We start from the raw sequence: 26860 nt of genomic DNA, 5'->3' as shown, positions 1-26860 counted from the left end.
TAGAGAAAATAAAAAATTTAAGATACTGTATTAGGGCGTGTCTGAAAACTCTCCAAATGATGAATTTTTAACAAATTTTTCCAAAATCAAAAATAATAAACACTGATTTTATGGTGATTTGTATAATTTATAAAATAAAAAAAACATTAAAAATAACATAGATTTTGAGTTTTCAGACACAGCCTAATATAATTTTATAGATTTTTAGAAATAAAAATATTTAATAACTAAAAGGAGCAGAATTTATGGAAAGAAAACACAAAAATATAATGTTGCTGGGGACAGGTTCTAATGTCGGAAAAAGCATAATCAATGCAGGATTTTGCAGAATATTTTATCAGGACGGGTATAGTGTGGTGCCGTTTAAGTCACAGAATATGGCTTTAAATTCGTTTATTACGAAGGATGGAAAAGAGATGGGGAGAGCTCAGGTGGTGCAGGCTGAAGCGGCTAATATCGAGCCACAGGCATTTATGAATCCGATATTATTAAAACCTACAACAGACAGAAAATCACAGGTTATTGTGAATGGAAAAGTTTACAAAAACATGGATGCGAGAGAATATTTTGCCTATAAGCATAATTTAAAAAAAGATATAATGGCGGCGTACAACCACATAAGGGATAACTTTGATATTTGCGTGCTGGAAGGGGCAGGAAGCCCTGCGGAAATTAACTTGAAGGAAGACGACATTGTAAATACAGGGATGGCGGAAATGGCTGATTCGCCTGTTATTCTGGTTGCTGATATTGACAGAGGCGGTGTTTTTGCGGCAATTTACGGGACAATTATGCTGCTTGAAGAAAGTGAGAGAAAACGGATAAAAGGTGTAATTATAAATAAATTTAGAGGAGATAAGAGCCTTTTGACTCCTGGAATTGAGATGATTGAAGAGTTGACAAATGTGCCTGTTCTGGGAGTAGTGCCGTTTGTGCCGCTAGGAATTGAGGAAGAGGACAGTCTAGGGATTGATAAGTATAATGTGAAAAAAGAAGGGAAAATTCGGATTTCGGTTATTAAACTAAAACATATATCGAATTTTACAGATATTGACGCACTTAGCCATTATAGCGATGTTTCCTTGAAATATGTTACAAAAAGCTCTGAACTTGGAGATGAGGACATTATTATTATTCCTGGCTCTAAAAATACTGTGGAAGACATGAAGGACTTGATTGATAAAAATATAAGCAGGGAAATTATAAGGCTTGCAAAAAGAGGAACGATAGTATTTGGAATTTGTGGTGGTTTTCAAATAATGGGACAAAAAATAATGGATCCTCAAAATATTGAATCTAATCTAAAAGAAATTTCAGGCTTAGATTTATTAGACATAGAAACAGTTATGGAAACAGCAAAAACAACAACACAGTATGAAAAGAAAATAAAAAATGCAGATGGAATACTCGCTGGAATGGATGGCATTGAAATAAAAGGCTATGAAATACATCAAGGCTACAGTTATCCTGTAAATGAGGAAAAAACTGAAATAAAGTGTATTTTTGACGACGAAAAGTTAAAAGGTGCTGTAAAAGGCAATGTTGGGGGAACTTACATTCATGGAATATTTGACAATTCTGAATTTACAAATCATTTTCTGAATGAAGTGAGAAAATTGAAGGGGCTTGACAAAGTGAATGAAGATTTTAGCTTTAAGGAATACAAGAATCAAGAATATGATAAGTTGGCACAGATTTTGAGAGAGAATGTGGATATTGAGAAAATTTATGAGATAATGGGATGTGAATAGATTGATATTTTTTATAAAAATTTTGATAGCGTATGTATTGGACTTGATATTTGGAGATCCGCAGAATGTCGTTCATCCTGTTCAGGTTATTGGGAAGATAATAAGTGCTGGAGAAAAAGTTTTGTTAAGAAAAAAGTATAAATTTTTAGCTGGGGCAGCGCTTAATATTTTTACTGTTTCTATAACGTACACATCAATGTATCTAATTTCCAAGTCTGTAAAAATTTCAGTATTTTTTATGATTATTGAAATTTACCTGATGTATACAATTTTTTCAATAAATTCATTGGCACGTGAAGGAAACAGAGTTTACAGGATTCTGAAAGAAGGGGACATAGAAAGAGCAAGAAAAGACTTGTCCTATCTTGTGTCAAGAGATACGGAAACGATGGATGAAAAGATGATAATAAGAAGTACAATGGAAACAATTTCTGAAAATACAGTTGATGGAATAGTTGCTCCTATGTTTTATATGTTTTTGGGAGGAATGCCGCTGGCAATGACGTATAAGGCGATAAACACGTTAGATTCGATGGTCGGGTATAAAAATGAGAAATATATGGATTTTGGTAAATTTTCTGCAAAGGTTGACGATGTGGCTAACTTTATTCCTGCGAGAATTACAGGAATTTTGATAGTGCTTGCCAGTATGATTTTAGGCTACGATTATAAAAATTCGCTAAAAATATTTCTAAGAGACAGAAAAAATCATAGCAGTCCAAATTCGGCACATTCAGAAGCGAGCGTTGCAGGGGCATTGGGAGTGCAGTTTGGAGGAAAAGTATCGTATTTTGGGAAAGAGATAGATAAACCTACGATAGGAGATAAAACAAAGGAATTTGAACTGGAAGATATAAGAAAAAATATAAGAATAATGTATGTTACAAGTTTTTTAAGTTTAGTGATATTTTCACTTATATTTACAGGAGCTTATTTTTTTATAAAAATTTTGAATATCAAATAAAAAAATATTTACTTATACTATTCCCCTTAAAATAATGGATTTGTTATAAGTTCTGTTTAGCAAGGGGTCAAGACCCCTTGTCAGAAAATAAATAAAATATAATTTCTTTTTTTTGAAATGGGGTTTAGCATTAAAAGATGAAAATATATGAATAATTGGTTATAATAAATTATATTTGAAACCTTTTAATATCGAATTGATAGAAATTTAGTCATAATTTTTGAATTTGATTTTTACTATAACAATAGAATGAATGGAGAAAAAAATGGATTTTCATGGTGGAAATATTTATAAAATATTCAGGGAAAAAAATATAACAGAAATACTGGATTACAGCTCAAATATCAATCCTTACGGAGTGCCTGAGAGCTTAAAGCAGAAAATTGCTGAAAATATTGGGATTCTTGAGAGGTATCCTGACCCTGATTATGTGGAATTGCGTGAAAAATTGGCTTGGCTAAATAAAGTTGAACTGGAAAATATTGTGCTGGGAAACGGTGCGACAGAAGCTATATTTTTGTTCATAAAAGTGATAAAACCAAAAAAAGTGCTGGTTGTGTCACCTACTTTTGGGGAATATGAAAGGGCAGTAAGAGCATGCAAAAATTCTGAAAGTCAGAAAATTGAAATTGAATATTTTGAATTAGAAGAAAAAGAGGAGTTTAGGCTTAATATTGGGAAATTAAAAAAGGAACTTGAGAAAAAATATGATTTGGTAATAATTTGCAATCCGAATAATCCGACTGGAAAATTTTTGAAAATGGCTGAAACAGAGGAAATTTTGAGAGAATGCAATAGATATGATACAAAGTTATTTATTGATGAGGCATTTATCGAATTTTTAGAGGACGGTCTAAAGGAAAGCATTGTAAATAGTGGGGAAAACAAGAAAAATTTGTTTGTAACTCGTGCATTTACAAAATTTTTTGCTATTCCAGGATTACGATTGGGATATGGAATTTATTTTGACAAAAATTTAGAAAATAAAATCGCTGAAAAAAAAGAGCCGTGGAGTGTGAACAATATCGCTGAAATGGCTGGAATAACGGTGCTTGATGATACAGAATACATAGAAAAGACATTAAACTGGATAACAGAAGAAAAAAGATACATGTATGAAAGACTGAATGAAATTTCAGGAATAAAGCCTTATAAAACTGAAATAAACTTTATTTGCGTAAAAATAAAAGATGAGCTGATTTCTAAAGGGCTGAATGTGAAAAAATTGCGGGAAAAGATGATGGAAGAAGGAATTTTGATAAGGGATGCGTCCAATTTCAAATTTTTAGATGAAAGATTTTTTAGGCTGGCAATTAAGGACAGAAAGAGTAATGATAGGGTTATTAAGGCTTTGAAAAAAATTTTAGAATAAAAAAAGGAAAGATGTATTATTTATGAAAAGAGGATTATTATTTATTTTATCGGTATTTTTAATTTGCTCACTTTTTGCTTTGGGAGAAAACTTTCCAGATAATGCAAAAAATGTAAATGGATTCGTTCCGGCAGGCTGGAAAACGATTCTTTCGGCTAAAGGGGATTTGAATAACGATAAACTTGAAGATACCGTCGTTGTTATTGAAAAAGATGATAAGGCGAACATTGTGAAAAATGAAAATCTTGGCTCTGAATATTTAAACTTAAATCCAAGAATACTTTTGGTTTTGTTCAAGCAAAAAAATGGAAACTATATTTTGGTAAGCAAGAATGACAAAGGTTTTATCAAAAGTGCAGGAGATAAGGAAAATCCAGCTCTTATGGATACTTTAGACAATATTAGCATAAAAAATAATATTTTAAAAATTAAATTTAATTATTTTTTGAGTGCAGGAAGCTGGTCAGTAACACAAAATACATACACTTTTAGATTTCAAAACAAAAAATTCGAACTTATCGGATTTGACAATAATTCATATATGAGAAATTCTGGCAATCAAGAGGAATTTAGCATTAATTTTTCTACTAATAAAGTAAAAATTACTACTGGCGGAAATATGTTTGATGAAAAGGCAAATAAGCCTAAGGAAGAATGGAAAACTATTAAAGCTAATAAAAAATATGTATTAGATGAAATGACAAGCGATATAGTCGATGAGATTGCAAAATATGTTTATTAGTATTTTATACTAAACTCCATTTAAAAAATAGCAGTAAAACTTTATAATAATTAATTTGATAGACTTGTTAGAAAAATCGAATTTAATTCTTAAGTATCCAACTTAAAGACTTTTATAATTTTATTTATAAATACTATGATTAATAATAGTTTTTCTATTTTTTATTTGATTTTTTGTAACGTAAGGGCATCAGACACCATGCCCTTACAACCCCGCTTACGCAAAACTTTCTTATAAAGAAAAAATAAAACTCGCTTCGTAAAACTACGCTCAGACAGTTATTTTTCCTTTAACGAAATTTTGCTTATTTAATATTTTCCAAATTTAAGAACTTAAATATAATAATCTTTATAATTTAATATAGAATGTCGTGATTTTTTTGGAATGAAAACGACTGTCTGAGCGTTAGCGAGTTTCGTTTTTGTTTCAAAAAAATGCTTAGACGAGCCAGGGTTAGTGCGTAGCACTTTCGCCATTTTCTTTAATATGTTATAGTTAAATATGTTAAAATAACTATTATTGCGAAATGAGGGGAAATGGCGACTGATTTCCCTTGCTTATATAAAAAGAAAAAACATAGGATTATGAAAAAATATTTATTAACAATAAGCAGTTTTTCAAAATTTAAATAAAAAAACTTTATATGGATACTTAATGATAAAATTTAATTAAAGGATATTTTAATAGTTATATAGGTTTTACTATATATTTTTACTTTTTGTTACACTTGACAAAGAGCCTTTTTTAAACTTCTATTTAGCTTTATTAACATTTCTTAAATATAAAATCCCGCCATAAGGAACTAATTTCAGTTCTTTTATTCCCGGTCTTTCAAGAATAATATGAGTAATTTCACCGTAGCCCATTTTTGCTGCAGGATTTTCTTTCTCATATATATTTTCAGCTTTGATTAGAGCATCCGTTCTGATGTTAATATCTTTTGTTTCAGAGGCAATTTTTATAAGTTTATCATATTCAGAATTAGAATAAGAACCGTAATTATAAGGACTGTCTGATACAAATCTTTCAAGGTAAAGTATCGGGTCATTAAATCCTAACAAAATTTCATTTTCAATTATATCAAAATCTTTTTTTCTTGATTTTAAAATTAAGTCCTTATAAGACATTCTTGTAACTTCGACATCTATTCCAAGATGTTTTTTTAAATTTTCTGAGAACCCGTCAATGGAATTTTCTTTAATGACAATATTTAAAACAGGCATTTTATTTATTCCTAATTCTTTTAATCCCTCATCTAATAATTCTTTTATATTTTTGTAATGATAACTCTCACTTTCAGTTTTTCCATTTTTTGCAGCTAAAGCAGAGAAATTTTTTCCATTAATACTGATGTATTCCGGAACAAATCCGTATTCTTTCCTTGTTTCTCCTGCCATTACAGCATCTATAGCCTTTCTGACCTTAGGATTACTTAATGCTTTTACTTTAGTATTGAAAACATAATAATGAGAAGAACCTGTAGATAATCTCTGTGTTTCTTTCATGTCATTTTTGAGCTTGGTTCTTGAAAAGAATTGAGAATATACAACAGTTGCATCTATTCCTTTACTTTCAGCAATTCTTTTATAGTCGTCTCCGTCCCATAAACCGCCATAAACATTGATTTTATTCATTTTTATACTGTTACCGTTCCAGTAATTTTTATTTTTTTCCAATAATAATTTTCTTTTTCCTATACTTTTTATGATATAAGGTCCTGAATATAAAATATTTTCAGGTATTTTTCCGTATTTTTCTCCCAATTTCCCAAAAAATTCCTGATTTAAAGGTGAAAATTCTACTTTTGTCATTAACATATCAAAATATCCTATCGGCTTGGTTAGTTCCAGTTCAATAGTTTCATTATTATCCAATATTTTTATCCCTACATTTTCGGCTTTTACCTTTCCTTCATAAAATTCTCTGCCGTTCTTTATAAGAAAAAGGACATCCGTATTCGGAGATATTATTTCAGGATTCAGCATTCTCAACAATGCAGTTTTAAAATCTTCAGCTTTTATAGGAGTTCCGTCAGAATATTTCAATCCTTTTCTCAGATGAAAAGTCCACTTGGTTTTATCCTTGCCTGTTTCCCATTTCTCTGCCAGTCCAGGAACTATTTTCCCATTTTCATCAATTCTGACAAGTCCTTCAAATAAAAGGTCAAAAATATCGGCAGCTTCATAATTTCTGATATTTTCAGGGTGTTTATCATTAAGCAGCTGAGCATCGTAAGATTCAGGAAGAAACAGATGTACTAAATTAAAAGTATCAGGAGTACTTTCAGCAACATTATATTCAAATTTAGCCCCACTAATTGTGTCCACAATTGTATTAAATATATTTTTTTCTGTCTTATTTTCAGAATATGTTCCTGTCTTACTTTCAGAACATGATAAATTGAATACTCCTAATAATAATATAAAAATTGTATACATTTTTTTCATTTTATTCACCCTCTCTATTTTTTTTAGCAAAAATCAGCAAAATTCCCAAAAATATTATTACAAATAAATTTACACAGAAATACATATTAAATATCTCAATGTATAAATTTTTATACCTCAACACAAATTTTAAGAAATGAATAAAAAGCTTAAATTCATGCCCCACTTTAAAAGAGTAATTTTTATACAAGTTAGAAAGTTCCATTATAAAATTGATTCCTAATAATCCTATTATTGAAACAATAGCAGTATAAATTATTCCTATTATTCTGTGTTCATACAATTTCTTTTCGTATGTTTTTACTGAAAATAAAAAGACTACTGAAAAAAATGCAGTTGCTGATGTTGCTATTACTCCTGAAGGAATTCCGGAAAATAAAAACAGCATTATTTTCTGAATGAAAGTAAAGTTGAGTTTCATCTGTTTAAGAACTTCAGATGTTCCAATAATTGAATTTATAATAATTAAAATTCCTATGAAAATTATTACATAATACTTTATTTTATGAGATAATTCCATACTATTTTCATTAAAATAGTCTTTTATCATTTTTATAAAAATAATAGCTGATACAATTATTACAATAAGAGAAAATAATGTAAATATTGCAGCTAGCATTGTTATTTTTTCTTTTACATCTGTACTCCTAAATTTCATTATAAAAGAAAGATAATATTGCATATATATCATTCTCTTAAACAATACAAGAAAAACTGCTAAAACGACTATACCTGTTATTTTCATCAATCCTTGAAATACACTGCTGATATTCTCTTTTTCAAAATCTTCAAATTTTTCATTTAAATCATTTATTTTCATATATTCTCTTACCTCCGGAAATGCATATTTTTTTATTTATTTTCTATTCTTATGTAATTATTAGCAGTAAAAGATTAAAATAAAATGAGATTTTTGATCTCTAAACTTAGCAAGGATCCTTTTCTCTTAAAATAGAAAACCTGTCTTTTCTATTTTGTATAGTAAAACCTATTTAAAATTGAACTAATTTATTAAATAAAACAGAAGTAACTGCTTCTTCTAGTGTATTAAAATTATGGGCTATGTCTTTTAATTTTTTCTTCATATTAGCCCATAATTTTTCTATTGGATTTAAATCCGGCGAATATGGCGGAAGAAATAATAGATAATGCCCCGTTTCCTTAATTATCTTTTCTAATATATTCTTTCTATGAAATCTGGCATTATCCATCACTATTAGAACTCTCTTCCCTAATTTTTCAATATCTCTTAAAAGTATTTCCCTGAACCATTCTTCAAAAAATTCACTTTCCATTGTTTCCCTGTATATCATACTTCCTATTAGTGCATTCCCTATTTTTCCAGCAACCAGATTTATTCTTGAATATTCTTAATCCTCTTTTCTTCCTTTCAATAGACATTCCTCTTTTACTCCAGCCGTATTCACGGTAGTAATATTCGTCAAAGCCTGTTTCATCAATATAGATTATTTCTCTGCCTGAACTTGCTTCTGATAATTTCTTTAAATATCTATTTACTTTTTTCTCGTCCTGCTCCCTGTATTTTGTCTGTTTTTTTTCTTGTGTATCCTAATTTTTTCAGTGCTACTCTCACTGTCTCCTTTCCACAGCCAAAATCTTTTGCTATTTCACGGATGTATTTATCTGCATTCTTTGGCTCTTTCATATATTCATCAAGTTTTTCAGGATCAAGCACCTTAAATTTTCTTTTCCGTGTTCTTGATGAAAGATCTCCTGTTTCCTTCTTAAGTTTTATCCATCCGTACAATGTGCTGGAACTTATGTTGAACTGAAATAATGTTTTTGTTTTTCCATTTTCGTAATAAAAATTTAAAATTCTTTTCCTATAATCTTTTTCATATGCCATAAAGTTATTATACCCTATTTTTAGGTTGGTTTTGTATAAGTTTCACTATATAATCGCATAATCTCGTAAAAAAAATGACTTTAATTTCATGAATTTTTTGATTTTTATTCTTTAAACGGGAAGGAATATCAAATGGGGATTCTTATGATTTATAAGATATTCCCTATTATTTTATTTTGTTATAAATTTACTGATTAGAATGTTTGAGAATCTTATTATTAAATTGAATTGACAAAAAATGGAAAAGTTAATAGAATGTAGATATATAGTAATTTACACTATGTCCTATTTAAATAGCAGATTTATTATGTAGTATTTTGAGTAAGGGGTCAAGACCCCTTGTCAGCAAATAAATAAAATATAATTTCTGTTTTTTTTATGGGAGTTAGTATTATAGAGCATAAGGAGTGAAAAAATTCTGTGAATAATTTATTTAATCAGAAAATATTGGCTAAAAAGGCTGAAGAAGAAATCGATTTAAGTAAACATAATTTTTCTGAAAGAAGAAAAGTGCTAAATAAATGGATAAATAATCTTGAAAACGGTGTTCTGGATAAATCGAAAGAAGAAGAGTTTCAAGGAGAATTTTTATACGATATTTTTACAACTGTGTTGAGGGCTGTGAATAAATCGGATGGAAAAAATGAATGGAATTTGGAAAGAGAAACTAAAACAAAGTTAGATGGGCAGAAGGCTGATGGAGTTTTGGGATTTTTTGATGCAGATGGAAAAAAAGATGTCAGGGCTGTAATTGAACTGAAAGGTGCGAAAGTTTCGCTAGATGTAAGGCAGAAAAGAACTGGCGATACAAGAACGCCTGTAGAACAGGCTTTTAATTATGCTCCAAAATACGGAAAAAACTGTCAATGGGTTATAGTTTCAAACTATAAGGAAATACGGCTTTACAGGGCAAATGATATGACAGAATATCAAGTATTTTTTCTTGAAAAGTTAAAAGATGATTTGGAATTTAAGAAATTTATTTATATTCTTTCATTTTATGCTTTGGTAGGAACTGAAAAGAAAAAAGCGAAAACAATAGAACTTTCTGAGGAGTACCAGAAAAATCAAGCTGAAATTGAGAAGAAATTTTATAATGAATATAAAGCTATTAGATTACATATTTTTGAAAATATGCGAAAAAATAATCCCGCAGTAAATGAAAATACGATAATTGAAAAAGTTCAAAAATTATTAGACAGATTCCTGTTTATCTGCTTTTGTGAAGACAAGGGCTTGCTTCCGAACGAGATTTTTTACAAGACTTTAGAAAAAGGTAAAAACTTTGGAGATGTTTTTGAAGTTTTTAAAATGCTTTGCAATTGGATAAATTTAGGAAATCCGAGAGAAAATATTTCTCATTTTAATGGAGGGCTATTTAAAAACGACGATATTTTAGAGAGTCTTTATGTGGATAATGAAGTTTTTGAAGAAATGAAAAAAATATCTGAATATGATTTTGACTCTGAACTGAACGAAAATATCTTGGGGCATATTTTTGAGCAATCTATAAGCGATATAGAGGATTTAAAAAAAGAATTAAATGGGGAAGAATTTGACAAGAAAAAAGGGAAACGAAAAAAAGACGGTATTTTTTACACACCAAAATATATAACAAAATACATTGTAGAAAATTCGATAAAAAACTGGCTTGACGACAAACGAAAAGAGCTGGGCGAAGATAAACTTCCTGAACTTTCCGAAGCAGATTTTGAAATAAAATATAGTAGTAAAAAAAGTGATGAAAGAATTTACAGCAAAAATTATAAAAAGCATATAGAATTTTGGACAAAATACAGAGAGGCTGTAAAAAATATAAAAATTGTAGATCCTGCCTGTGGAAGCGGAGCATTTTTAATCACAGCTTTTGAATATTTATTAAATTACAACAATTATCTAAATGATAAAATTTTTGATTTGACGGGAACAAAAGATTTATTTTCCGATACGACAAAGGAAATCTTGCAAAATAATATTTTTGGGGTGGATTTGAATAAGGAAAGTGTAGAAATCACCAAATTATCATTATGGCTAAAAACTGCTGATAAAAATAAAACACTTGCAACACTTGAAAACAATATAAAATGTGGAAATTCATTAATTGATGATATTGAAATTGCGGGGGAATTAGCATTTAACTGGGAAAAGGAGTTTCCGCAAGTGTTTAATACAGCAAAAAATTATCAAAATTTCGTTGATACTGCAATTGCAAGGGGTCAAGACCCCTTGTCAGAAACAAAAAAAATACAAGGAAAAGATAGAAAAGTCTGGACACAAAAATATGGAAAAAAAGAAATATATTCAGAGGAATTGTTATTTTCTACAATGGAATATATTAATAATAACCGAGAAAAACATAACCTTGAGCCATACTGCAAAGAAATAAAAAAAGTTATTGAGAAAGAAATTGTAATACCATTACCTAAAGCCTTAGCGAATATCAAAAAACCTCAAAATGTACAAGGACATGAATTACATAATAATAAAACTGAAAAAATAATTGATAAAAAAAATTTAATGACACTGTCTGAAGCAAGGGGTCTTGACCCCTTGTCAAATATAAAAATATATCATATAACCACTGCATTACACAATAGCCGAATATCAGAGCGTATGATAAAATATAAAGTGAACAAAAGTAACGATATTCAACTATTAACTTCAAAGGAAGAATTATTAATAACTAAAGTAATCGCAAAAATAAGATTAGATGATAATTTAAAGATACTGGCATACAATATATGTCAAGACCATATTCACTTATTAATAATATCTGAAGAAAATAATATTGAAAATACTGTAAAAAAAATAAAATCATTGACAGCACGTAAACTAAATCAATATAGGCTGTGTCTGAAAACTTGAAATCTATGTTATTTTTAATGTTTTTTTTATTTTATAAATTATACAAATCACGATAAAATCAGTGTTTATTATTTTTGATTTTGGAAAAATTTGTTAAAAATTCATCATTTCGATAGTTTTCAGACACGCCCTAGAGAAAATTTAGCGAAAAATAATAATATGGCATATGAAAACTTCAATAATAGTAATAATAGTAAAATTTATCAAAATCTTACTGATACCACAAGGGGTCAAGACCCCTTGTCAGGATTTGATGTTGTGGTTGGAAATCCGCCGTATGTAGATTCCGAAAGTATGGTAAAGTTTATTCCTAAAGAACGAGAATGGATTAGTAAAAATTATGAAAGTGCAACGGGAAATTGGGATTTATATGTACCATTTATTGAAAAAGCATTGAGAATATCTAACAAAAATTCTTATATGAGTTATATAACTCCTAATAAATGGCTATCAATGGAATATGGAAAATCTATAAGAAAACTAGTAATAAATAATCTTGAAACGATTTATGATTTTACTAATGTAAAAGTTTTTGATTCTGCTGATGTTTCATCAGTTGTATTTATATTATCTAAAAATCCAAAAGAAAAAATAATCATAGAGGGGAAAAATAGAAGAACTATTAATAAAGAGGAGATAGTTGATAAAGAAAATCTTAGTGTTATTACTTCTGAAGGATTTAAAATCGTGAATAAATTAAATACAAGTATCTTGAAAGTGAAAGATTTCTTTGAAGTATTTTATGATGAAAAAATAGAGTACATAGCTGGTAAATCTACAAGTATACTGTATAGCGAGAATAATAAATATAACAAAAGTGGATTATGTATTTTAAATTCAAAATTGGTAAGTTATTATATAAAAAAATCTTATGAAGCTTCTAGCATGGGTGGCGGAATAAACTTTACTCCTGATTTAATAAAAAATATCCCTATGTTTGAATTAAGTCCACAGATAGAAGTAATATTTTCAGAAAAAGCTGATAAAATGTTATTTTTAAACAAAAACCTTCAAGAATTATCCCAAAAATTCCAAAGACTATTAACTAGAAAATTTGAATTAGAAAAATTATCGACAAAATTACAAGACTGGTATTTACTCGACTTTTCAGAATTTATAAAAGAATTGAAAAAAGCGAAAATAAAATTATCCTTAAAAGAAGAAATAGAATGGGAAGAAATATTTGTAGAGAAGAAAGAAGAGGCTGAGAAAGTAAAAAATGAGATTGAAATGACGGATAATGAGATTGATGGGATGGTTTATGAGCTATATGGGTTGAGTGAGGAGGAAGTTAAAATAATTGAGAAAACTTAAATAATTTAATTTATGAGAAAGGAGTGACCACAAATGAAAATAAAAAATCTTCACATAGAAGAATATAACGGACTTGAAAATTTAGATATAAATTTTGAGTCAGAAGGAAAAGTTTTGGATTTGATAGTTCTGGCTGGGATTAATGGGAGTGGAAAAACTAGAGTTTTGGAAAGTATTCGTTATTGGTTTGAAATGTTTAGAAGCAAAGCTGTTAATGTGGAATTATTTTATGAAGAGAATGAAAGAGAAGTTTTGGAAAGTCTTATGAATAGTGAAGGATTGACAGAAGTTGAAAAAGAAGCACAAAAGGATATTGAATTTACAGATTGCTTGAAAAATATAAAATTTTATAACTATGATTACAGACACAATAAAACAGAAAATCAAAATTATAATTCAAAAATAATAAGCAGAAGTTTTAGAAAATTAAAAATATTTCCCAAAATAATTTATGTTCCAACTGAGATTAATTTTGAAGAAATTAAAAAAGCTCAAACAAATTTAAAAAAAGAATATAGTTTTATTAATATCGTAGATTCATACGAAATTAAGGATATTCCATCTTATATTGCAACTCGGATTTCTAAAGTTGCGAATGAAGAGGAAGATTTGACAATGGGACAAGTTAGAAAAAAAGTTTTTGAGGAAATTAATGGAATTTTTGAAATTTTGGAGTTGGATGTGAAACTTTCAGAAATATCGAAAGATGAGAATAGTATGCCGATTTTTACTAATTCTAGTGGAAAAAAATTTGGGATAAATGAACTTTCTTCAGGGGAAAAGCAGTTATTTTTACGAACTTTGGCGATAAAAATGCTGGAGCCTGAAAATTCCATAATTATGATTGATGAACCAGAACTTTCATTACATCCAAAGTGGCAACAAAAAATTATTGATGTTTATAAAAAAATTGGGAAGAATAATCAGATAATTTTAGCAACACATTCTCCGCATATTTTAGGGAGCGTTGAGAAAGAAAGTATAATTTTGCTAGTAAAAAATAAGAATGGTGTTGTGGAAGTTAGAACTGGAGAAAATTTTGGAAATTCGTATGGACAGACTATGGAAAGAATACTGGAAGATATAATGGGGCTTGAAACAGATAGAAATCCTAGTGTCCATGAACTTCTTAATCAAGTAAGAGAAATGGTTAAGAATGATAATTATGAAAGTTCTGAATTTGAGCGAAAATACAGTAAAATAAAAGATATTCTAGGAGAAGACGATAGAGATTTATTTTTAGTGGATATGGATTTGCAAATAAAAAAGGGGAGAAAAAATGCTGAAAGTAGATAAAAACGATGAGCCAAAATTTTTTGCGGAATTTAAAAAGAAAAGTAATCCGAAAAGCTGGAAAGATTTTGATTTTGAAATAAAGGACAAACTAAAAGAGTATATGCTTGAAAATGAGCAGAAAATAGATGGAATTTACTTTTGCCCTTATTGTGAAAGACAGATTTCTGTTGAGAAAAGTCAAATTGAGCATATAAAACCTAAAGACAAATTTCCAAAGTTGTTTCATAATTACAGTAATTTTTTGACTGGTTGTCTTGAAAATCAAACTTGTGGTTCAATAAAAGGGAACAAATGGGATGATAATTTTGTGAATCCAGTTGAATATAATCCTAGAGATTATTTTGAATATAGTATTAGTACAGGCGAAATAATTCCAAAATATGAAAATGGAATATAGTATGAAATGGCAATGAAAACAATAGAAATTTTAAATTTGAATCAAAAAAAATTATGTGAAAGCAGAAAAAGTTTTATTTATCAAAATTCTTCAAGAAAAGAAGGGAAAATAGTAATTAATATTGAAAATTTAAAATATATAACAAAATTTCCTACGCTAAAAGAATTTCTTTTAAAAAATTTAAAATCTGCAACTGAAAAATAAATAAAAAAACGGAGAGAAAAAAGATGAAGGAAAATTTAGTAAAAAATTTTTATATTCTAAGTTTTAGTTATAAAAATTTGAGTTTGGAAGAAAGGGAAAAGTTTGTAAAAGAGGGGTATAGACATGTTTTGAGGGAGTATTTGGAAAAAAGGATTATAAAGGGGTATGTGGCTGTTGAAACTTGCCTTAGGATAGAGCTTTATTTGGATGTTAGCAAGGAATTTGAAATTGAGAAGTTAAAGAGGGATTTTAAGATTGAGAAGATGAAGGACTATAGAGGAACTGAAGCTGTGGATTATTTACTGCGGGTGATTTGTGGGCTGGATTCGATAATAAAGGGAGAGGATCAGATTCTTGTACAGCTTAAAAAAGCATATTTTGACGCTCTTGATAAAAATATTACGTCTTCTTTTTTGAATATAATGTTTAATCAGGCGATAGAAACTGGGAAAAGATTTAGGGCGGAAAGCAAAATAAATGAAAAAAATATTTCACTTGATTCGATAGCTGTAAAATTTATAAGAACAAAATTTGAGAGCCTTGAAAATAAAAAAATATTTGTAATTGGAGTGGGAGATTTGAGCCAGTCGATTCTTACACTTCTTCACAAAATGAACAATTGCCATTTGACAATGACAAATAGAAGTTTACGAAAATCGATTGAATTACAGAAAGTGTATCCAGACGTTCAGACAGCAGAATTTAATGAGAAATATAATGTTATAAAAAATATGGATATTGTAATAAGTGCCACTTCTGCACCACATTTGATTCTTGAAACAGCGAAAATTCAAAATATTTTGAATGATGGAAAAAAACGGTTTTTCCTTGATTTAGCCGTTCCTAGAGATATTGAGGCAAGTATAGGGGAGTCTGAAAACGCTTCACTTTATCATTTGGAGGATATTTGGGATGAATATAATAAAAATGTGGAAAAACGGGATGAAATTGTAGAAAAATATTCTTACATTATTGAGGAGCAGTTGAAAAAAATAGCGGAAAAACTTGAAAAAAGAAGAAAATATACAAATCAGAAAAATATTGAGATAGGTGAAAATAGATGAAATCGAATAAAATAATTATTGGAACGCGAGGAAGTATTTTGGCACTTGCACAAGCGGAAAAAGTGAAGGAAATGCTTATTAAAAAATATGATGAATTAAGAGAAAATGAGAATTTTTGCGAAATTGAAGGATTTGATAAAAAAAATCCACTGGAAATAGAACTGAAAGTTATAGTTACAAAGGGAGATAAAGATTTAAGGGACTTTACAAAAATAAAAGGAACTACGCAAAAGGACTTGTTTGTGAAGGAAATCGAAAAGGAAATGCTGGAAAATAAAATAGATTTGGCGGTGCATTCGTTAAAGGATATGCCGCAAAATACTCCAGAAGGGCTTTTGAATGCGTGTTTTCCAATGAGGGAAGATAACCGTGATGTGCTTGTTTCAAAAAATGGAAAAAAATTAAAAGAACTTGATGAAAATTCTGTAATTGGGACAGGGAGCATAAGACGGGAAAAGGAGCTTTTGAATTTGCGAAATGATGTAAAGATAAAAGCAATTCGAGGTAATATTCACACAAGGCTGAAAAAACTTGATGATGGGGAATATGATGCGATTGTGCTGGCTGCGGCTGGATTAAAAAGAGTTGGGCTGGAAAACAGAATTACTGAATATTTTGATAAAGATTCATTTATGCCAGCACCAGGACAAGGGATTTTGTGTATTCAATGCAGGGAAAATGATAATAAAATACGACATCTTCTGAAAATTATAAATGATGATGAAGTTACGATAATGTGTAAAGCTGAAAGAGAATTTTCAAAAATTTTTGATGGAGGATGCCATACTCCGATAGGCTGTTCATCGGTTATTGAAGGAAATACATTAAAATTAAAGGGAATGTTTAATGATAACGGAATCAGAATATTTAAAGAAGTTGAAGGAAATAGAGAAAATCCAAAGGAAACTGCACAAAAATTGGCTGAAGAAATAAAAAAAGAGGAGATGAAAAATGAGAAAAGGTAAAGTTTATATTGCAGGAGCAGGCTGTGGAGACGAGGGGCTTATAACTTTAAAATTGAAAAACGTGATAGAAAAAGCGGACTGCATTGTTTATGACAGACTTGTAAATGAAAATATCTTACAGTATGCAAAGTCTGATGTGGAAATGATTTATATGGGGAAAGAAAATACTGCTGGAGGAAAATTACAGGCAGAAATAAATAAAAAATTAGTAGAAAAAGGGAAAGAAGGACTTGCGGTTCTAAGATTAAAAGGAGGAGATCCTTTTGTATTTGGACGAGGAGGAGAAGAAATAGAGGCTTTAGTTGCTGAAAATATAGATTTTGAGGTAATTCCAGGGATAACTTCTTCAATCGCTGTGCCAGCTTATGCTGGAATTCCTGTTACTCACAGAGGAATCAATACTTCTTTTCATGTGTTTACTGGACATACGCAATTTAATGGAATAGAACTTGATTTTCCAGTTATTGCAAAATTGGAAGGAACTTTGGTCTTTCTAATGGGATTAAGCAATCTTGAAAAAATAGCAGAAAACTTGATAAATAACGGAAAAAATCCAAAAACACCTGTTGCAATAATAAAAGATGGAACAACGACAAGACAGAAAACTTACACAGGAACATTGGAAACAATAGTAAATACAGTAAAAGAGCATAATGTAAAATCACCTGCCATTATTTTAATTGGAGAAGTAGTAAATTTACGGGAAAACATGAAATGGTTTGAGAATAAGCCGTTATTTGGAAAAAATATTCTTGTTACAAGAAATAGGGAAAAACAAGGAAATATATCAAATAAAATAAATGAACTTGGCGGACAGGCTTTGAGCCTTCCATTTATTAATATAGAATATGTCGATTTTGAAATGCCTGATTTGAAGGAATACAGTACCCTTCTATTTAACAGCATAAATTCTGTTATTGGATTTATGAGAAAAGTAAAGGATATTCGTTCTTTGGGAAATGTTAAAATAGGTGTAGTGGGAGAAAAAACTGCTGAAGAAATTGAAAAATATAAAATAATTCCAGATTTTTATCCAGAAGAATACACGGTAGAAAGACTGGCTAACGAAAGTGTGAATTTTACTAAGGAAGGAGAAAAAATACTATTTATAGTATCTGATATTTCTCCAGTAAATGAAAAAAAATATTCAAATTTATATAACCGAAATTATGAAAAACTTGTAGTGTATAAAACTCAGAAAGTTGAAGTGGAAAAGGAAAAAGCTGAAAAATACATAAAAGAAAGCGACATTTTAATGTTTTTAAGTTCATCAACTTTTAAAGCCTTTGCTGATAGCATAAACTTGAGTGAAAATGAGGAAATAAAAGAAATTCTGAAAAATAAAATTATAGCCTCAATTGGTCCTGTTACTACAAAAACTATTGAAAAATATGGATTAAAAGTAGAGATAGAGCCGAAAAAATATACGGAGGAAGGATTATTTGAAAAAATATTGAAATTTATTAATAATTAAAATTTTTGTATAAATTACTATCTTTTTTTTAAATTTTGATATTGTTAATTTAAATTAAAACTATAAAAAGCTCTAATCGACAAGGATTAGAGCATTCTTTTTATAATTTTTTTAAAATTCCATAATTGTTTTTTATTAAAAAAATTATTATTTTATTTTCATTTCATTAATTTTCCACGCACAGGAAAAATTGCACTTAATAGCGACTTAGTATACGGATGCTTTGCTTTTTCAGAAATTTGTCCGCCTTCTATTACTTCCACCACATCTCCGTGATACATTACTACAATTTCGTGTGCAAAAGATTCTATTAATGCTATGTCATGACATATAAAAATCATTGTTATGTTTTTTTCTTTTTGTAATTTTACAAGAAGTTCCACTATGTTTTTTTGAATGGAAACATCAAGTGCGGAAGTTGCCTCATCACATATAAGTATCTCTGGCTCAAGCGAAATTGCTCTTGCGATTCCAAGCCTTTGTCTTTGCCCTCCGCTCATGTTTTGCGGATACTTTGTTACAAATTCTTCAGGTAAGTCAACCATTTTAAGAAGTTCTTCCGCTTTTTGCTTTCTTTCTGACTTTTTCAATCTTCCATAATTCATCAAAGGCTCTGTCAGAATTTGCATAACATTCATTTTAGGATTAAAAGCTGACCATGGATCTTGAAAAACTATCTGGATATTTTGTCTATTTTCCCACACTTCCTGTTTTGTAAACTTGCTTATATCCCTTCCGTGATACAAAATCTCTCCAGAAGTTGGCTTTTCCAAGTCCATAAGCATATTTACAAGTGTTGTTTTTCCTGATCCTGATTCTCCAACAATCCCCAAAGTTTTTCCTTTATGAATTTTTAAATTTACGTTGTTACAAGCCACTACTTTTTTATCATTTGGTTTTTCATAAATTTTTGTAAGATTTTTTGTTTCAAGAATTACATCATTAATATTAGACAAGCCTTTCACCTCCAATTTCAGGCACAGCTGCTAGAAGTTTTTTTGTGTAGTCACTTTTTGGATTTTCTATAACTTCGTTTTTATTACCTGCATCAACAATTTTTCCATTTTGCATAACAATTATTTTATCTGAAATATATGCGGCAACTCCCAGATTGTGGGTTACCATTATGATAGAAGTGTCAAATTTTTTTCTGAGGTCCATTATTTCCTTCACTATTTGAGCCTGTGTTATAACATCTAATGCACTTGTAGGCTCATCTCCCAAAATAATTTTTGGATGAAAAGTAAGCGCCATTGCTATTCCTACACGCTGTTTCATTCCACCTGACAATTGGTGTGGGTAGCTTTTCATAATGATTTCAGGATCTGGCAAGTTTACTTTGGAAAACATATCTTTTGCTTTTTCTTCAGCTTCTTTTGCTGACATTTTGGAATGTGTCTGAATGTATTCGACAAACTGTTTTCCTATTTTTCTTATTGGATTAAGAGTTCCTCCTGAATCCTGTGAAATCATAGTTATTTCAGTCCCTCGCAGTTCCCTCCATTGATTAAGGCTTTTACTGAGCATTGATTCTCCATTATAAATTATATCGCCTGAAATTATTTTTCCTCCATTTGGCAATAATCCTAAAATAGAAGAAAGAACGGTAGATTTTCCACTACCGCTTTCCCCCACAATTGTTATTATTTCACCTTTTTTCAATGAAAGAGAAAAATTTTCAACTACTGGAGGCTTATCTCCATACTGAATTGTCAAATCTTTTATCTCTAACATAAATTCTCCTTAATTAGCTTTTGCTACATCTTTTGTTATCCAGTAGTAATCCATTGGATACATTTTAAGCCCTGTTACCACTTTGTTGCTGTAAAGGAATGTAGTTTCATATCCAAAGAATAATGTCGCCGCATCGTTCATTATTAACTGCTGTATTTTTACAACAAGATCTTTTCTCTTAGCTTTATCAAATTCTTTTGATAACTCATCTAGCATTTTGTCAACTTCAGGATTTGAATAACCTGTTTTGTTTGTTTCTGCTTTGCTATACCAGTTTTCATGTAAGTATTTTTCAGGATCTCCAGTATTTGCAGCAAGTACGTTCCAAATTAACATATCAAAGTTTGAATCGTCTCTCATACTCAAAACTGTTTCATAGCTTACAGGTTTTAAAGTAACTTTTATACCAATTTCCTTCATATCAGTTTGGAATGCCTGAGCATAAATTTGCAATTCTTCTCTACTTGTATAAATTACAAAGTTCAAGTCAATTTTTGATCCATCAGGACGTTCTACAAACCCATCTCCATCCACATCTTTATATCCTGCATCTGCTAATATTTTCTTAGCACTTTCACGGTTATAGGCATTTTCATCCTTTAATTCATTAAATCCGAAGTCCAATGTTGGTGGAACTGGTGCTTTTCCTGGAGTTGCTCCACCTTGTAATAAGTTTTGTGTATAGTTTTCTCTATTTGCACCTCTTATTATTGCTTCTCTCAATGCTTTGTCTTTCAATCCTTTTGTTTGATTCATAAACGCATAAGTTGATCTTAATGATTTCAATTCGTTTATTACAATATTTTTATCTCCTTCAAAATCAGCTTTATTAGTAACTTTCAAGTTGTATGCCACATCAATTTCTCCTGATTTTAGAGATAATGCTCTTGTATTTTGATCATTTATATCTTTAAATGTTACTTTTGCCAATTTTGCTTTTCCATTCCAGTAATTTTCATTTCTTACAACAACTGTCTGTTCACCAGGCTTAAATTCTTGAACAACAAACGGTCCTGTTGATATTGGCCCTTTTTGAGCGAATTCATCCGTATTAACTGACGTGTCAACTATTAAGAACAACGGATCTGCCAATGATTCAGGCAATATTGCTACAGGCTCTTTTGTTTTTATTTTCAATTCTTGTCCACTAGCTTCTATCGAAGTATATTTAAAGAATGATTCTGCTCTTTTATTTTTAGCAAATACTCTTTCTATTGATTTTTTTACTGCTTCTGCTGTCAATGGATGTCCATTTGAGAAAGTTACTCCATCTCTTATCTTGAAAGTCCATTCTAATTTATCATTACTTAATTTCCAATTTTCAGCAAGCAATGGCTTCAAGTTACCTTTTTCATCAAAAATTGTCAAGTTCTCTCCAACACCATAACGAGTTACAACCCAGCTAAAATACTGATCTGTAGGCTCAAGCGTATCTGCAAACGAAGTTACTCCAACTACAAGTTCATCTGGATTGCTTTTACTTTTTGCACTTTTCCCGCCACACGCTACTAATAACGTTAATAATGCCATAATCAAAACTAAAAATTTACTTTTACGATTTTTTAACATTTTTCATCTCCCTATATATTTAATTTTTTGTTACTTTTTTATTTTTAAAAATTATTCACTTTTCACATCAACTAAATCTCTTACCGAATCTCCCAGCATATTGAATATAATTACAACAATTACTATTGCTAGCCCTGGATACATCATCATCCAAGGAGCTCTACTAAGTGTTGTTCTTCCTTCGTTAAGCATTGCTCCCCATTCTGGTGTCGGAGGCTGTGCTCCAAATCCTAAGAATGAAAGTGCCGCTATTTCCAGCATTAATGTTCCCATATCTGAAACCGCTGTTACTATCATCGTTGTAATCATATTTGGAATTATATATTTAAATATTATTGAGTAATCCCTGCTTCCTGTTATTTTTGCCGCTTCCACATACAGTTCCTGTTTTATTTTAAGAACCATACTTCTTGCAAGCCTTGCGTATTTTGTCCAAGTAACTGCCGCTATTGCTATAATTGAATTTTTCACACTCGGATTTAAAAGTCCAGCTATCGCTATGGCAAGAATTAATCCTGGAAATGCAATCATCATATCTCCAAGTCTCATTATCACCGTATCAACAATTCCTCCAAAATATCCTGCAAGCACTCCCAGTATCGTTCCTACAGCAAAAATTATGAACATCAAAGTCAAAGTCATGAATATCGAGTATCTTGAACCATATATAACTCTTGAGAACAAATCCCTTCCAAGCTGATCTGTTCCAAAAATATACTGTTTTGATGGTCGCAATAAACTTGGACCTAATTGTTTAAAAGGATCATTTGGTACTATAAATGGTGCAAAAATTGCAATTAATACCACAATGATTGCAAGTGCTAGAAATATTTTCAGTTGTGTATTTTTTCCCATAAATTTTAATTTGTTCAAGTTTAAATTACCTCCTCAACTCTTGCATCTAGATATTTATACGAAATATCAACTGCGATATTTACTATCAAGTACAAGAATGCAATTATTAGCACATAAGACTGAATTAACGGATAATCCTGAGCTGATATTGCTTTTACTGCCATTCTTCCCATTCCTGGCCAATTATAAACTATTTCTACAACTGCAGTTCCTCCCAGAAGGCTTCCTAATGAAAGTCCTAGAAGCGTTATTATAGGTAGCATTGCATTAGGCAATACATGTTTCCACAAAATATCACGTTCTTTTATTCCCCTCATTCTAGCTCCTGTTACATAACTTTTGTTTAACTCTTCAAGAAATATGTGCCTTATTTGCCGTATATATTTTGCAGACATTGCTATCGCTATCGTTAATGCAGGTAAAATCATTGAACCAAAATCAGCATTTCCACCTGAAACTGATACGAGTCTAAGCTGTACTCCAAATATACTCAAAAATACTAGCCCTAACCAAAAACTTGGCACAGACATTCCCATGAACGTCATCATTCTTATCAAATAATCCTGCCATTTATTTTCTTTTACAGCTGCAAGTATTCCAGTCGGTATTGAAATTACACACATTAAAAACAGTGCCATAAACGAAAGGGACAATGTAGGAATAAATGCCTGCCCTATCTTCTGAATTACTGGAACTCTTAACGAATAGGATTTCCCAAAATCACCTTGCAGAACTCCAAATAGCCATTTCCAGTACTGGATGTAAAAAGGCTTATCAAGTCCAAGTTCAGCTCTTGTCTGTGCTAAAAGCTCAGGTGTTGGAAGATGTCCGCATTCTGTAAGCATAACTTGAGCAGGATCTCCTGGCGAAATATACATTAGACAGAATGTAAAAAAACTTATTCCGAAAAGCACAACTAATATTTGTATCAAGTATTTTATTAATTTTTTGTTATTTTTCATTATTTTATAGTGAGTTAATCACATCTCCTTTACTTTTTCAATAAATAAAAAAATCCAACCGAGAAAAGTTGAACTGAATTTCATATATTAAGACAGACGAATACCAGTATATAATAATCATCTACAATATATTAAATTTTTCCCTTCCCGAAAAATGTAATCTTATATAGGCAAGTCTCCTGACTAACTTCATCCTACTCATATCCTTCCCGAAATATTTTATATTCCAGTGGCTTTGCATATTTTCGTCAGTTTCACAGTAGAGGTGGCTGTATCGGATTTTAACCGATTTCCTTATTAAGTTTGTAAAACACCTATAAGTTTATTATAAATATTTTTTTATTGATTCCTTATTTTGTATGTTAATAGACTTCCTGAAGTTTATCCATAAACATATTATGTATAAATTTATATTCTCCCATTCCTTTTAGAACAGGTGTTACTTCATAGCCCTCATTTTGCAGAATTGTCTTCCACGAATCTTCCTCATCAGAAGCCATATCATTTTTGGCATGATCTCCAGCTACTATCATAAATGGCTTTAACAATATTTTGCTAAATCCTCTTCCTTTTAATTTTTGAATAACATCTTCAATTGTCACTTGCCCTTCAACAGTAGCTATGAAAATATTATCTTTCCCAGCCTTTACATATTCCTCTTGAAGCCGTTGATATGTACTGTCTGCAGAACTTTCAGATCCATGTCCCATAAACACGATGGCATCATTTCCTTCAGTACTGTTAAACTCTTCATCATTTACAACTTTTCGAAAATCTTCGTCGGTTACTAAAAGCGGTTTTGATATTTTTCCATATTTATCATTAAGTTTTGCATATTCGATTCCATCTAGAATATGCAGCGACATTGTTACAATCTCATCATAACCTTTATTTTTCAAAGCCTCCAGTCCTTCATTCTGATCAAATATGTGAATTCCTTCTTTTTTTTTCACTATTTGTCTTATAACTCCCGATGTATAGGCTCTTTCTACTCTTTCACTTCCATATTTGGCTTTTACCTTATTTTCAATCGAATCAAGGCATTTTTCTCTCGTATCCTTATGTGATGTACCGAAACTCGTTACTAAAACTGCTTTTTCCATAAACATTTCCTTTCATTCTAAATTTATAGAAATCTTTTGTCTTCTATTTTCTATTTCACCTAAAGCTAAATTTTTTACCTCCTTCCTATAAGCTTATAACAATTTTTACATAATTGTTCTTTACATTTGAATCCCATCAAGCTCAACCAGATCCCCAAACTAATGTAGTTGTATAAGTTTAAGTTTGATAATCAAACTATTTTTTCTTTATTACCTACATTATAATAATTATTTGTTTTTTTTGCAACTGTTTTTTTTAATTATTTTAACAAAAAGATAGCAAGAAGTCGTAGGCTTTCTATAAGTGGGAGATGAATTGCTTTTTTTGTGACAGAGTAAAAAATATAGGGGCAGTCATTAAATACCACAACAAATCTTTTTTGACTGCTTTTTTTAAAATATTTTACTTTGTGATATTTCTTTCAAAACTTCCCTAGTTGGACATTCTCCTCCTCTCAAATATGGCATATTTGTGTTTTTTCCTGTTTCATTAACAATTTCTGGCAAGCATTCCATCTCTATTACCTTTTCTAGTGAACTCGTTCTTTTGCCGCTAAAGTACAATTCATACGCCTTTTCCCTGTTTTTTCCATAGTTTGCAAAGAAAGTAAAGTGTAGTATAACGCTCTTGCCTTTATCTTTCTTCTTGAAAATGCTTTTGGCCTACTTGATAGAAATCTTGAGCATTCGTGGGATACTAGGGCTTCCGTCCTTGAGCCTATGTAGTCCTCCTTGGTGTATATTCTTCTTATCTTCTCATACTGGTTAAATAGCATCTTCGTCTGGTCTTTTCTTCTCTGACTTACATTCTCCTTTTCCTTAAAATTTTCATAAAAGTTTTCAAGTTCTTTAAAATCGTCTCCCTTTAGCCATTTGTAAAGATTTTTTGATATTTCCTTGTCCCTTTTAGAAATTTCAGCTATGGCTTTTACTAAATGGAACTTGTCATAAATGTGTATTGGCTTGTAAATTCCAAGTTCTCTTACAAAGCTGTCTATCCATATTCCTCCATCAGAGTTCACAATTAGTTTCTTTTTGTCCATATTGTATCTTTTTTCAAGATAGTTAAGTACATACTCCGACACTTCCTCAAGCGATACGGATGTAGGAAACATTATTGTGTGCTTGTCAATGAGTTTGTTCCTGTCTCTGGAGATTTCCTCAATTCCACGATGTATTACAACCATCCTCATATATGTATTTTTACTTCTTCTACACTTCATATGATCTTCATCAATCTCCATATATACTGGCGAATTGTCATCTCTTTCAAATCTTTCAATATTAAGTTTTGGCATTTGAAAAGAATTGACAAGATTATACACGGTAGCCCTTGAAATACCGTAAGTTTTTGCAAGAAATGAAGCTGTAGTATGCTGATATTCAAAAAGTATAGTAAAAATCATCTCTTCAGAAAGCTGTCTATACCGCTTAAGTCCAATTTTTTCATCAATGTAGTAGTGAATGCCTGTTTTTTTGTTTACATATTTTCGACGTTCAAAAGTGACATGCCCGAAGGCAGTAGTAACAGTTCTTTTAACAAATCCTTTGCTTTTAAACTTATTTTTTCTTTCGTTGGAATGAAAGAAGTAATCATCAACTCTTTTGACATAAACTCTAAACAGCGTTTCAAAAGCTTTTGTGACAAACAGCTTAAACTGCTGCTCAAACGGAAGTCTGAAGGAAAAAATATTTTTAAAAAAAGTCTTTACAAGTGAAGAAAAATTTGATATTCTAATCATAGAGGGAACCACCTTTCAATAGGATTTAGCGATTATATTGTAACTGGTTTCCTCTTTTTTGTTAATTTGAAATTTAATTAAATTTATTTGCCCCTATATTTTTTACTCTGTCAATATTAGTTTTTATTGTTGATTTTCCTAAAAAAATATTATAAAATATGAAAAAAATTATT

22 protein-coding genes, 1 pseudogene and 1 riboswitch are annotated in these 26860 nt (G+C 30.2%); of the genes and pseudogenes, 12 read left to right on the top strand and 11 right to left on the bottom strand.

Features of this window, described 5'->3' with window-relative positions; translation table 11 throughout:
- Nucleotides 1–245: 245 nt before the first annotated feature.
- The 4 genes from LEBU_RS00210 (at nt 246) to LEBU_RS00195 (ending at nt 4829) form a co-directional block, all read left to right on the top strand.
- Nucleotides 246–1751 carry a cobyric acid synthase gene (locus LEBU_RS00210; RefSeq protein WP_012806171.1) on the top strand — a complete coding sequence of 502 codons (1506 nt, stop codon included), beginning with the start codon at nt 246–248 and terminating at the stop codon, nt 1749–1751.
- Complete coding sequence (locus LEBU_RS00205) at nt 1744–2715, top strand: cobalamin biosynthesis protein (RefSeq protein ID WP_012806170.1); 972 nt, start codon at nt 1744–1746, stop codon at nt 2713–2715. Before LEBU_RS00210 ends, LEBU_RS00205 begins: the two co-directional genes overlap by 8 nt.
- A 265-nt stretch (nt 2716–2980) precedes the next feature.
- Nucleotides 2981–4087 carry a pyridoxal phosphate-dependent aminotransferase gene (locus tag LEBU_RS00200; protein ID WP_012806169.1) on the top strand — a complete coding sequence of 369 codons (1107 nt, stop codon included), beginning with the start codon at nt 2981–2983 and terminating at the stop codon, nt 4085–4087.
- 22 nt (nt 4088–4109) lie between these two features.
- Nucleotides 4110–4829, top strand: coding sequence for a hypothetical protein (locus LEBU_RS00195; RefSeq protein WP_012806168.1), 720 nt, complete (start codon nt 4110–4112; stop codon nt 4827–4829).
- A gap of 752 nt (nt 4830–5581) precedes the next feature.
- Here LEBU_RS00195 and LEBU_RS00190 read toward each other — a convergent pair.
- The 4 genes from LEBU_RS00190 to LEBU_RS12075 all read right to left on the bottom strand — a co-directional run bounded on the left by LEBU_RS00190 (nt 5582) and on the right by LEBU_RS12075 (nt 9143).
- Nucleotides 5582–7276, bottom strand: a complete 1695-nt coding sequence (locus tag LEBU_RS00190; protein WP_012806167.1) for a peptide ABC transporter substrate-binding protein — start codon at nt 7274–7276, stop codon at nt 5582–5584.
- Between the two features lies 1 nt (nt 7277).
- Nucleotides 7278–8096, bottom strand: a complete 819-nt coding sequence (locus LEBU_RS00185; RefSeq protein ID WP_012806166.1) for a hypothetical protein — start codon at nt 8094–8096, stop codon at nt 7278–7280.
- A gap of 172 nt (nt 8097–8268) precedes the next feature.
- On the bottom strand, nt 8269–8589 hold the full coding sequence (locus tag LEBU_RS12080) for a transposase (RefSeq protein WP_083767511.1): 321 nt from the start codon (nt 8587–8589) through the stop codon (nt 8269–8271).
- A gap of 197 nt (nt 8590–8786) precedes the next feature.
- A complete protein-coding gene (locus LEBU_RS12075; protein WP_012806165.1) occupies nt 8787–9143 on the bottom strand; it encodes an IS630 transposase-related protein in 357 nt (118 codons plus the stop codon).
- A 420-nt stretch (nt 9144–9563) separates the two neighbouring features.
- On the opposite strand from LEBU_RS12075, the gene LEBU_RS00170 reads away from it, so the two are divergent.
- The 8 genes from LEBU_RS00170 (at nt 9564) to cobA (ending at nt 18722) form a co-directional block, all read left to right on the top strand.
- Nucleotides 9564–12008 (top strand): DNA methyltransferase, encoded by a 2445-nt coding sequence (locus tag LEBU_RS00170; RefSeq protein WP_083767510.1) that lies wholly within the window; start codon nt 9564–9566, stop codon nt 12006–12008.
- Nucleotides 12009–12098: 90 nt separating this feature from the next.
- Nucleotides 12099–13322 (top strand): Eco57I restriction-modification methylase domain-containing protein, encoded by a 1224-nt coding sequence (locus tag LEBU_RS00165; RefSeq protein ID WP_083767509.1) that lies wholly within the window; start codon nt 12099–12101, stop codon nt 13320–13322.
- Nucleotides 13323–13355: 33 nt separating this feature from the next.
- The gene (locus LEBU_RS00160; protein ID WP_012806164.1) at nt 13356–14618 is read left to right on the top strand and encodes an AAA family ATPase; all 1263 of its coding nucleotides are present in this window, start codon (nt 13356–13358) and stop codon (nt 14616–14618) included.
- Nucleotides 14602–15015 carry a retron system putative HNH endonuclease gene (locus LEBU_RS00155; protein WP_012806163.1) on the top strand — a complete coding sequence of 138 codons (414 nt, stop codon included), beginning with the start codon at nt 14602–14604 and terminating at the stop codon, nt 15013–15015. The genes LEBU_RS00160 and LEBU_RS00155 overlap by 17 nt, the downstream gene beginning before the upstream one ends.
- 6 nt (nt 15016–15021) lie before the next feature.
- Nucleotides 15022–15219, top strand: a complete 198-nt coding sequence (locus tag LEBU_RS12070) for a hypothetical protein (RefSeq protein WP_012806162.1) — start codon at nt 15022–15024, stop codon at nt 15217–15219.
- Nucleotides 15220–15242: 23 nt separating this feature from the next.
- Nucleotides 15243–16283: a glutamyl-tRNA reductase gene (gene hemA, locus LEBU_RS00150; RefSeq protein ID WP_012806161.1), complete on the top strand. Its 1041-nt coding sequence runs from the start codon at nt 15243–15245 to the stop codon at nt 16281–16283.
- Entirely contained in the window at nt 16280–17248 is a 969-nt protein-coding gene (gene hemC / locus LEBU_RS00145) for a hydroxymethylbilane synthase (RefSeq protein ID WP_012806160.1), read from the top strand. Before hemA ends, hemC begins: the two co-directional genes overlap by 4 nt.
- Entirely contained in the window at nt 17235–18722 is a 1488-nt protein-coding gene (gene cobA / locus LEBU_RS00140; RefSeq protein ID WP_012806159.1) for a uroporphyrinogen-III C-methyltransferase, read from the top strand. Before hemC ends, cobA begins: the two co-directional genes overlap by 14 nt.
- A 158-nt stretch (nt 18723–18880) precedes the next feature.
- On the opposite strand, the gene LEBU_RS00135 is transcribed toward cobA, so the two are convergent.
- The 7 genes and pseudogenes from LEBU_RS00135 to LEBU_RS00105 form a co-directional block, all read right to left on the bottom strand.
- Nucleotides 18881–19687, bottom strand: coding sequence for an ATP-binding cassette domain-containing protein (locus LEBU_RS00135; protein ID WP_157859493.1), 807 nt, complete (start codon nt 19685–19687; stop codon nt 18881–18883).
- Nucleotides 19671–20456 (bottom strand): ABC transporter ATP-binding protein, encoded by a 786-nt coding sequence (locus LEBU_RS00130; RefSeq protein WP_012806157.1) that lies wholly within the window; start codon nt 20454–20456, stop codon nt 19671–19673. The genes LEBU_RS00135 and LEBU_RS00130 overlap by 17 nt, the downstream gene beginning before the upstream one ends.
- 9 nt (nt 20457–20465) lie before the next feature.
- Complete coding sequence (locus LEBU_RS00125) at nt 20466–22025, bottom strand: ABC transporter substrate-binding protein (protein ID WP_012806156.1); 1560 nt, start codon at nt 22023–22025, stop codon at nt 20466–20468.
- Nucleotides 22026–22076: 51 nt separating this feature from the next.
- On the bottom strand, nt 22077–22898 hold the full coding sequence (gene nikC, locus LEBU_RS00120) for a nickel transporter permease (protein WP_012806155.1): 822 nt from the start codon (nt 22896–22898) through the stop codon (nt 22077–22079).
- 2 nt (nt 22899–22900) lie between these two features.
- Complete coding sequence (nikB, locus tag LEBU_RS00115; protein WP_012806154.1) at nt 22901–23842, bottom strand: nickel ABC transporter permease; 942 nt, start codon at nt 23840–23842, stop codon at nt 22901–22903.
- Between the two features lie 152 nt (nt 23843–23994).
- A riboswitch (cobalamin riboswitch) is annotated at nt 23995–24173 on the bottom strand.
- A 31-nt stretch (nt 24174–24204) separates the two neighbouring features.
- Complete coding sequence (locus LEBU_RS00110; RefSeq protein WP_012806153.1) at nt 24205–24945, bottom strand: sirohydrochlorin cobaltochelatase; 741 nt, start codon at nt 24943–24945, stop codon at nt 24205–24207.
- Nucleotides 24946–25338: 393 nt separating this feature from the next.
- Nucleotides 25339–26687: pseudogene (locus LEBU_RS00105) on the bottom strand (ISLre2 family transposase).
- Nucleotides 26688–26860: the final 173 nt, after the last annotated feature.

The organism is Leptotrichia buccalis C-1013-b (assembly GCF_000023905.1).
GTDB lineage: Bacteria > Fusobacteriota > Fusobacteriia > Fusobacteriales > Leptotrichiaceae > Leptotrichia > Leptotrichia buccalis.
Note: the sequence above shows the minus strand (reverse complement) of the source record. Positions and strands in the feature narration are given on the sequence as shown.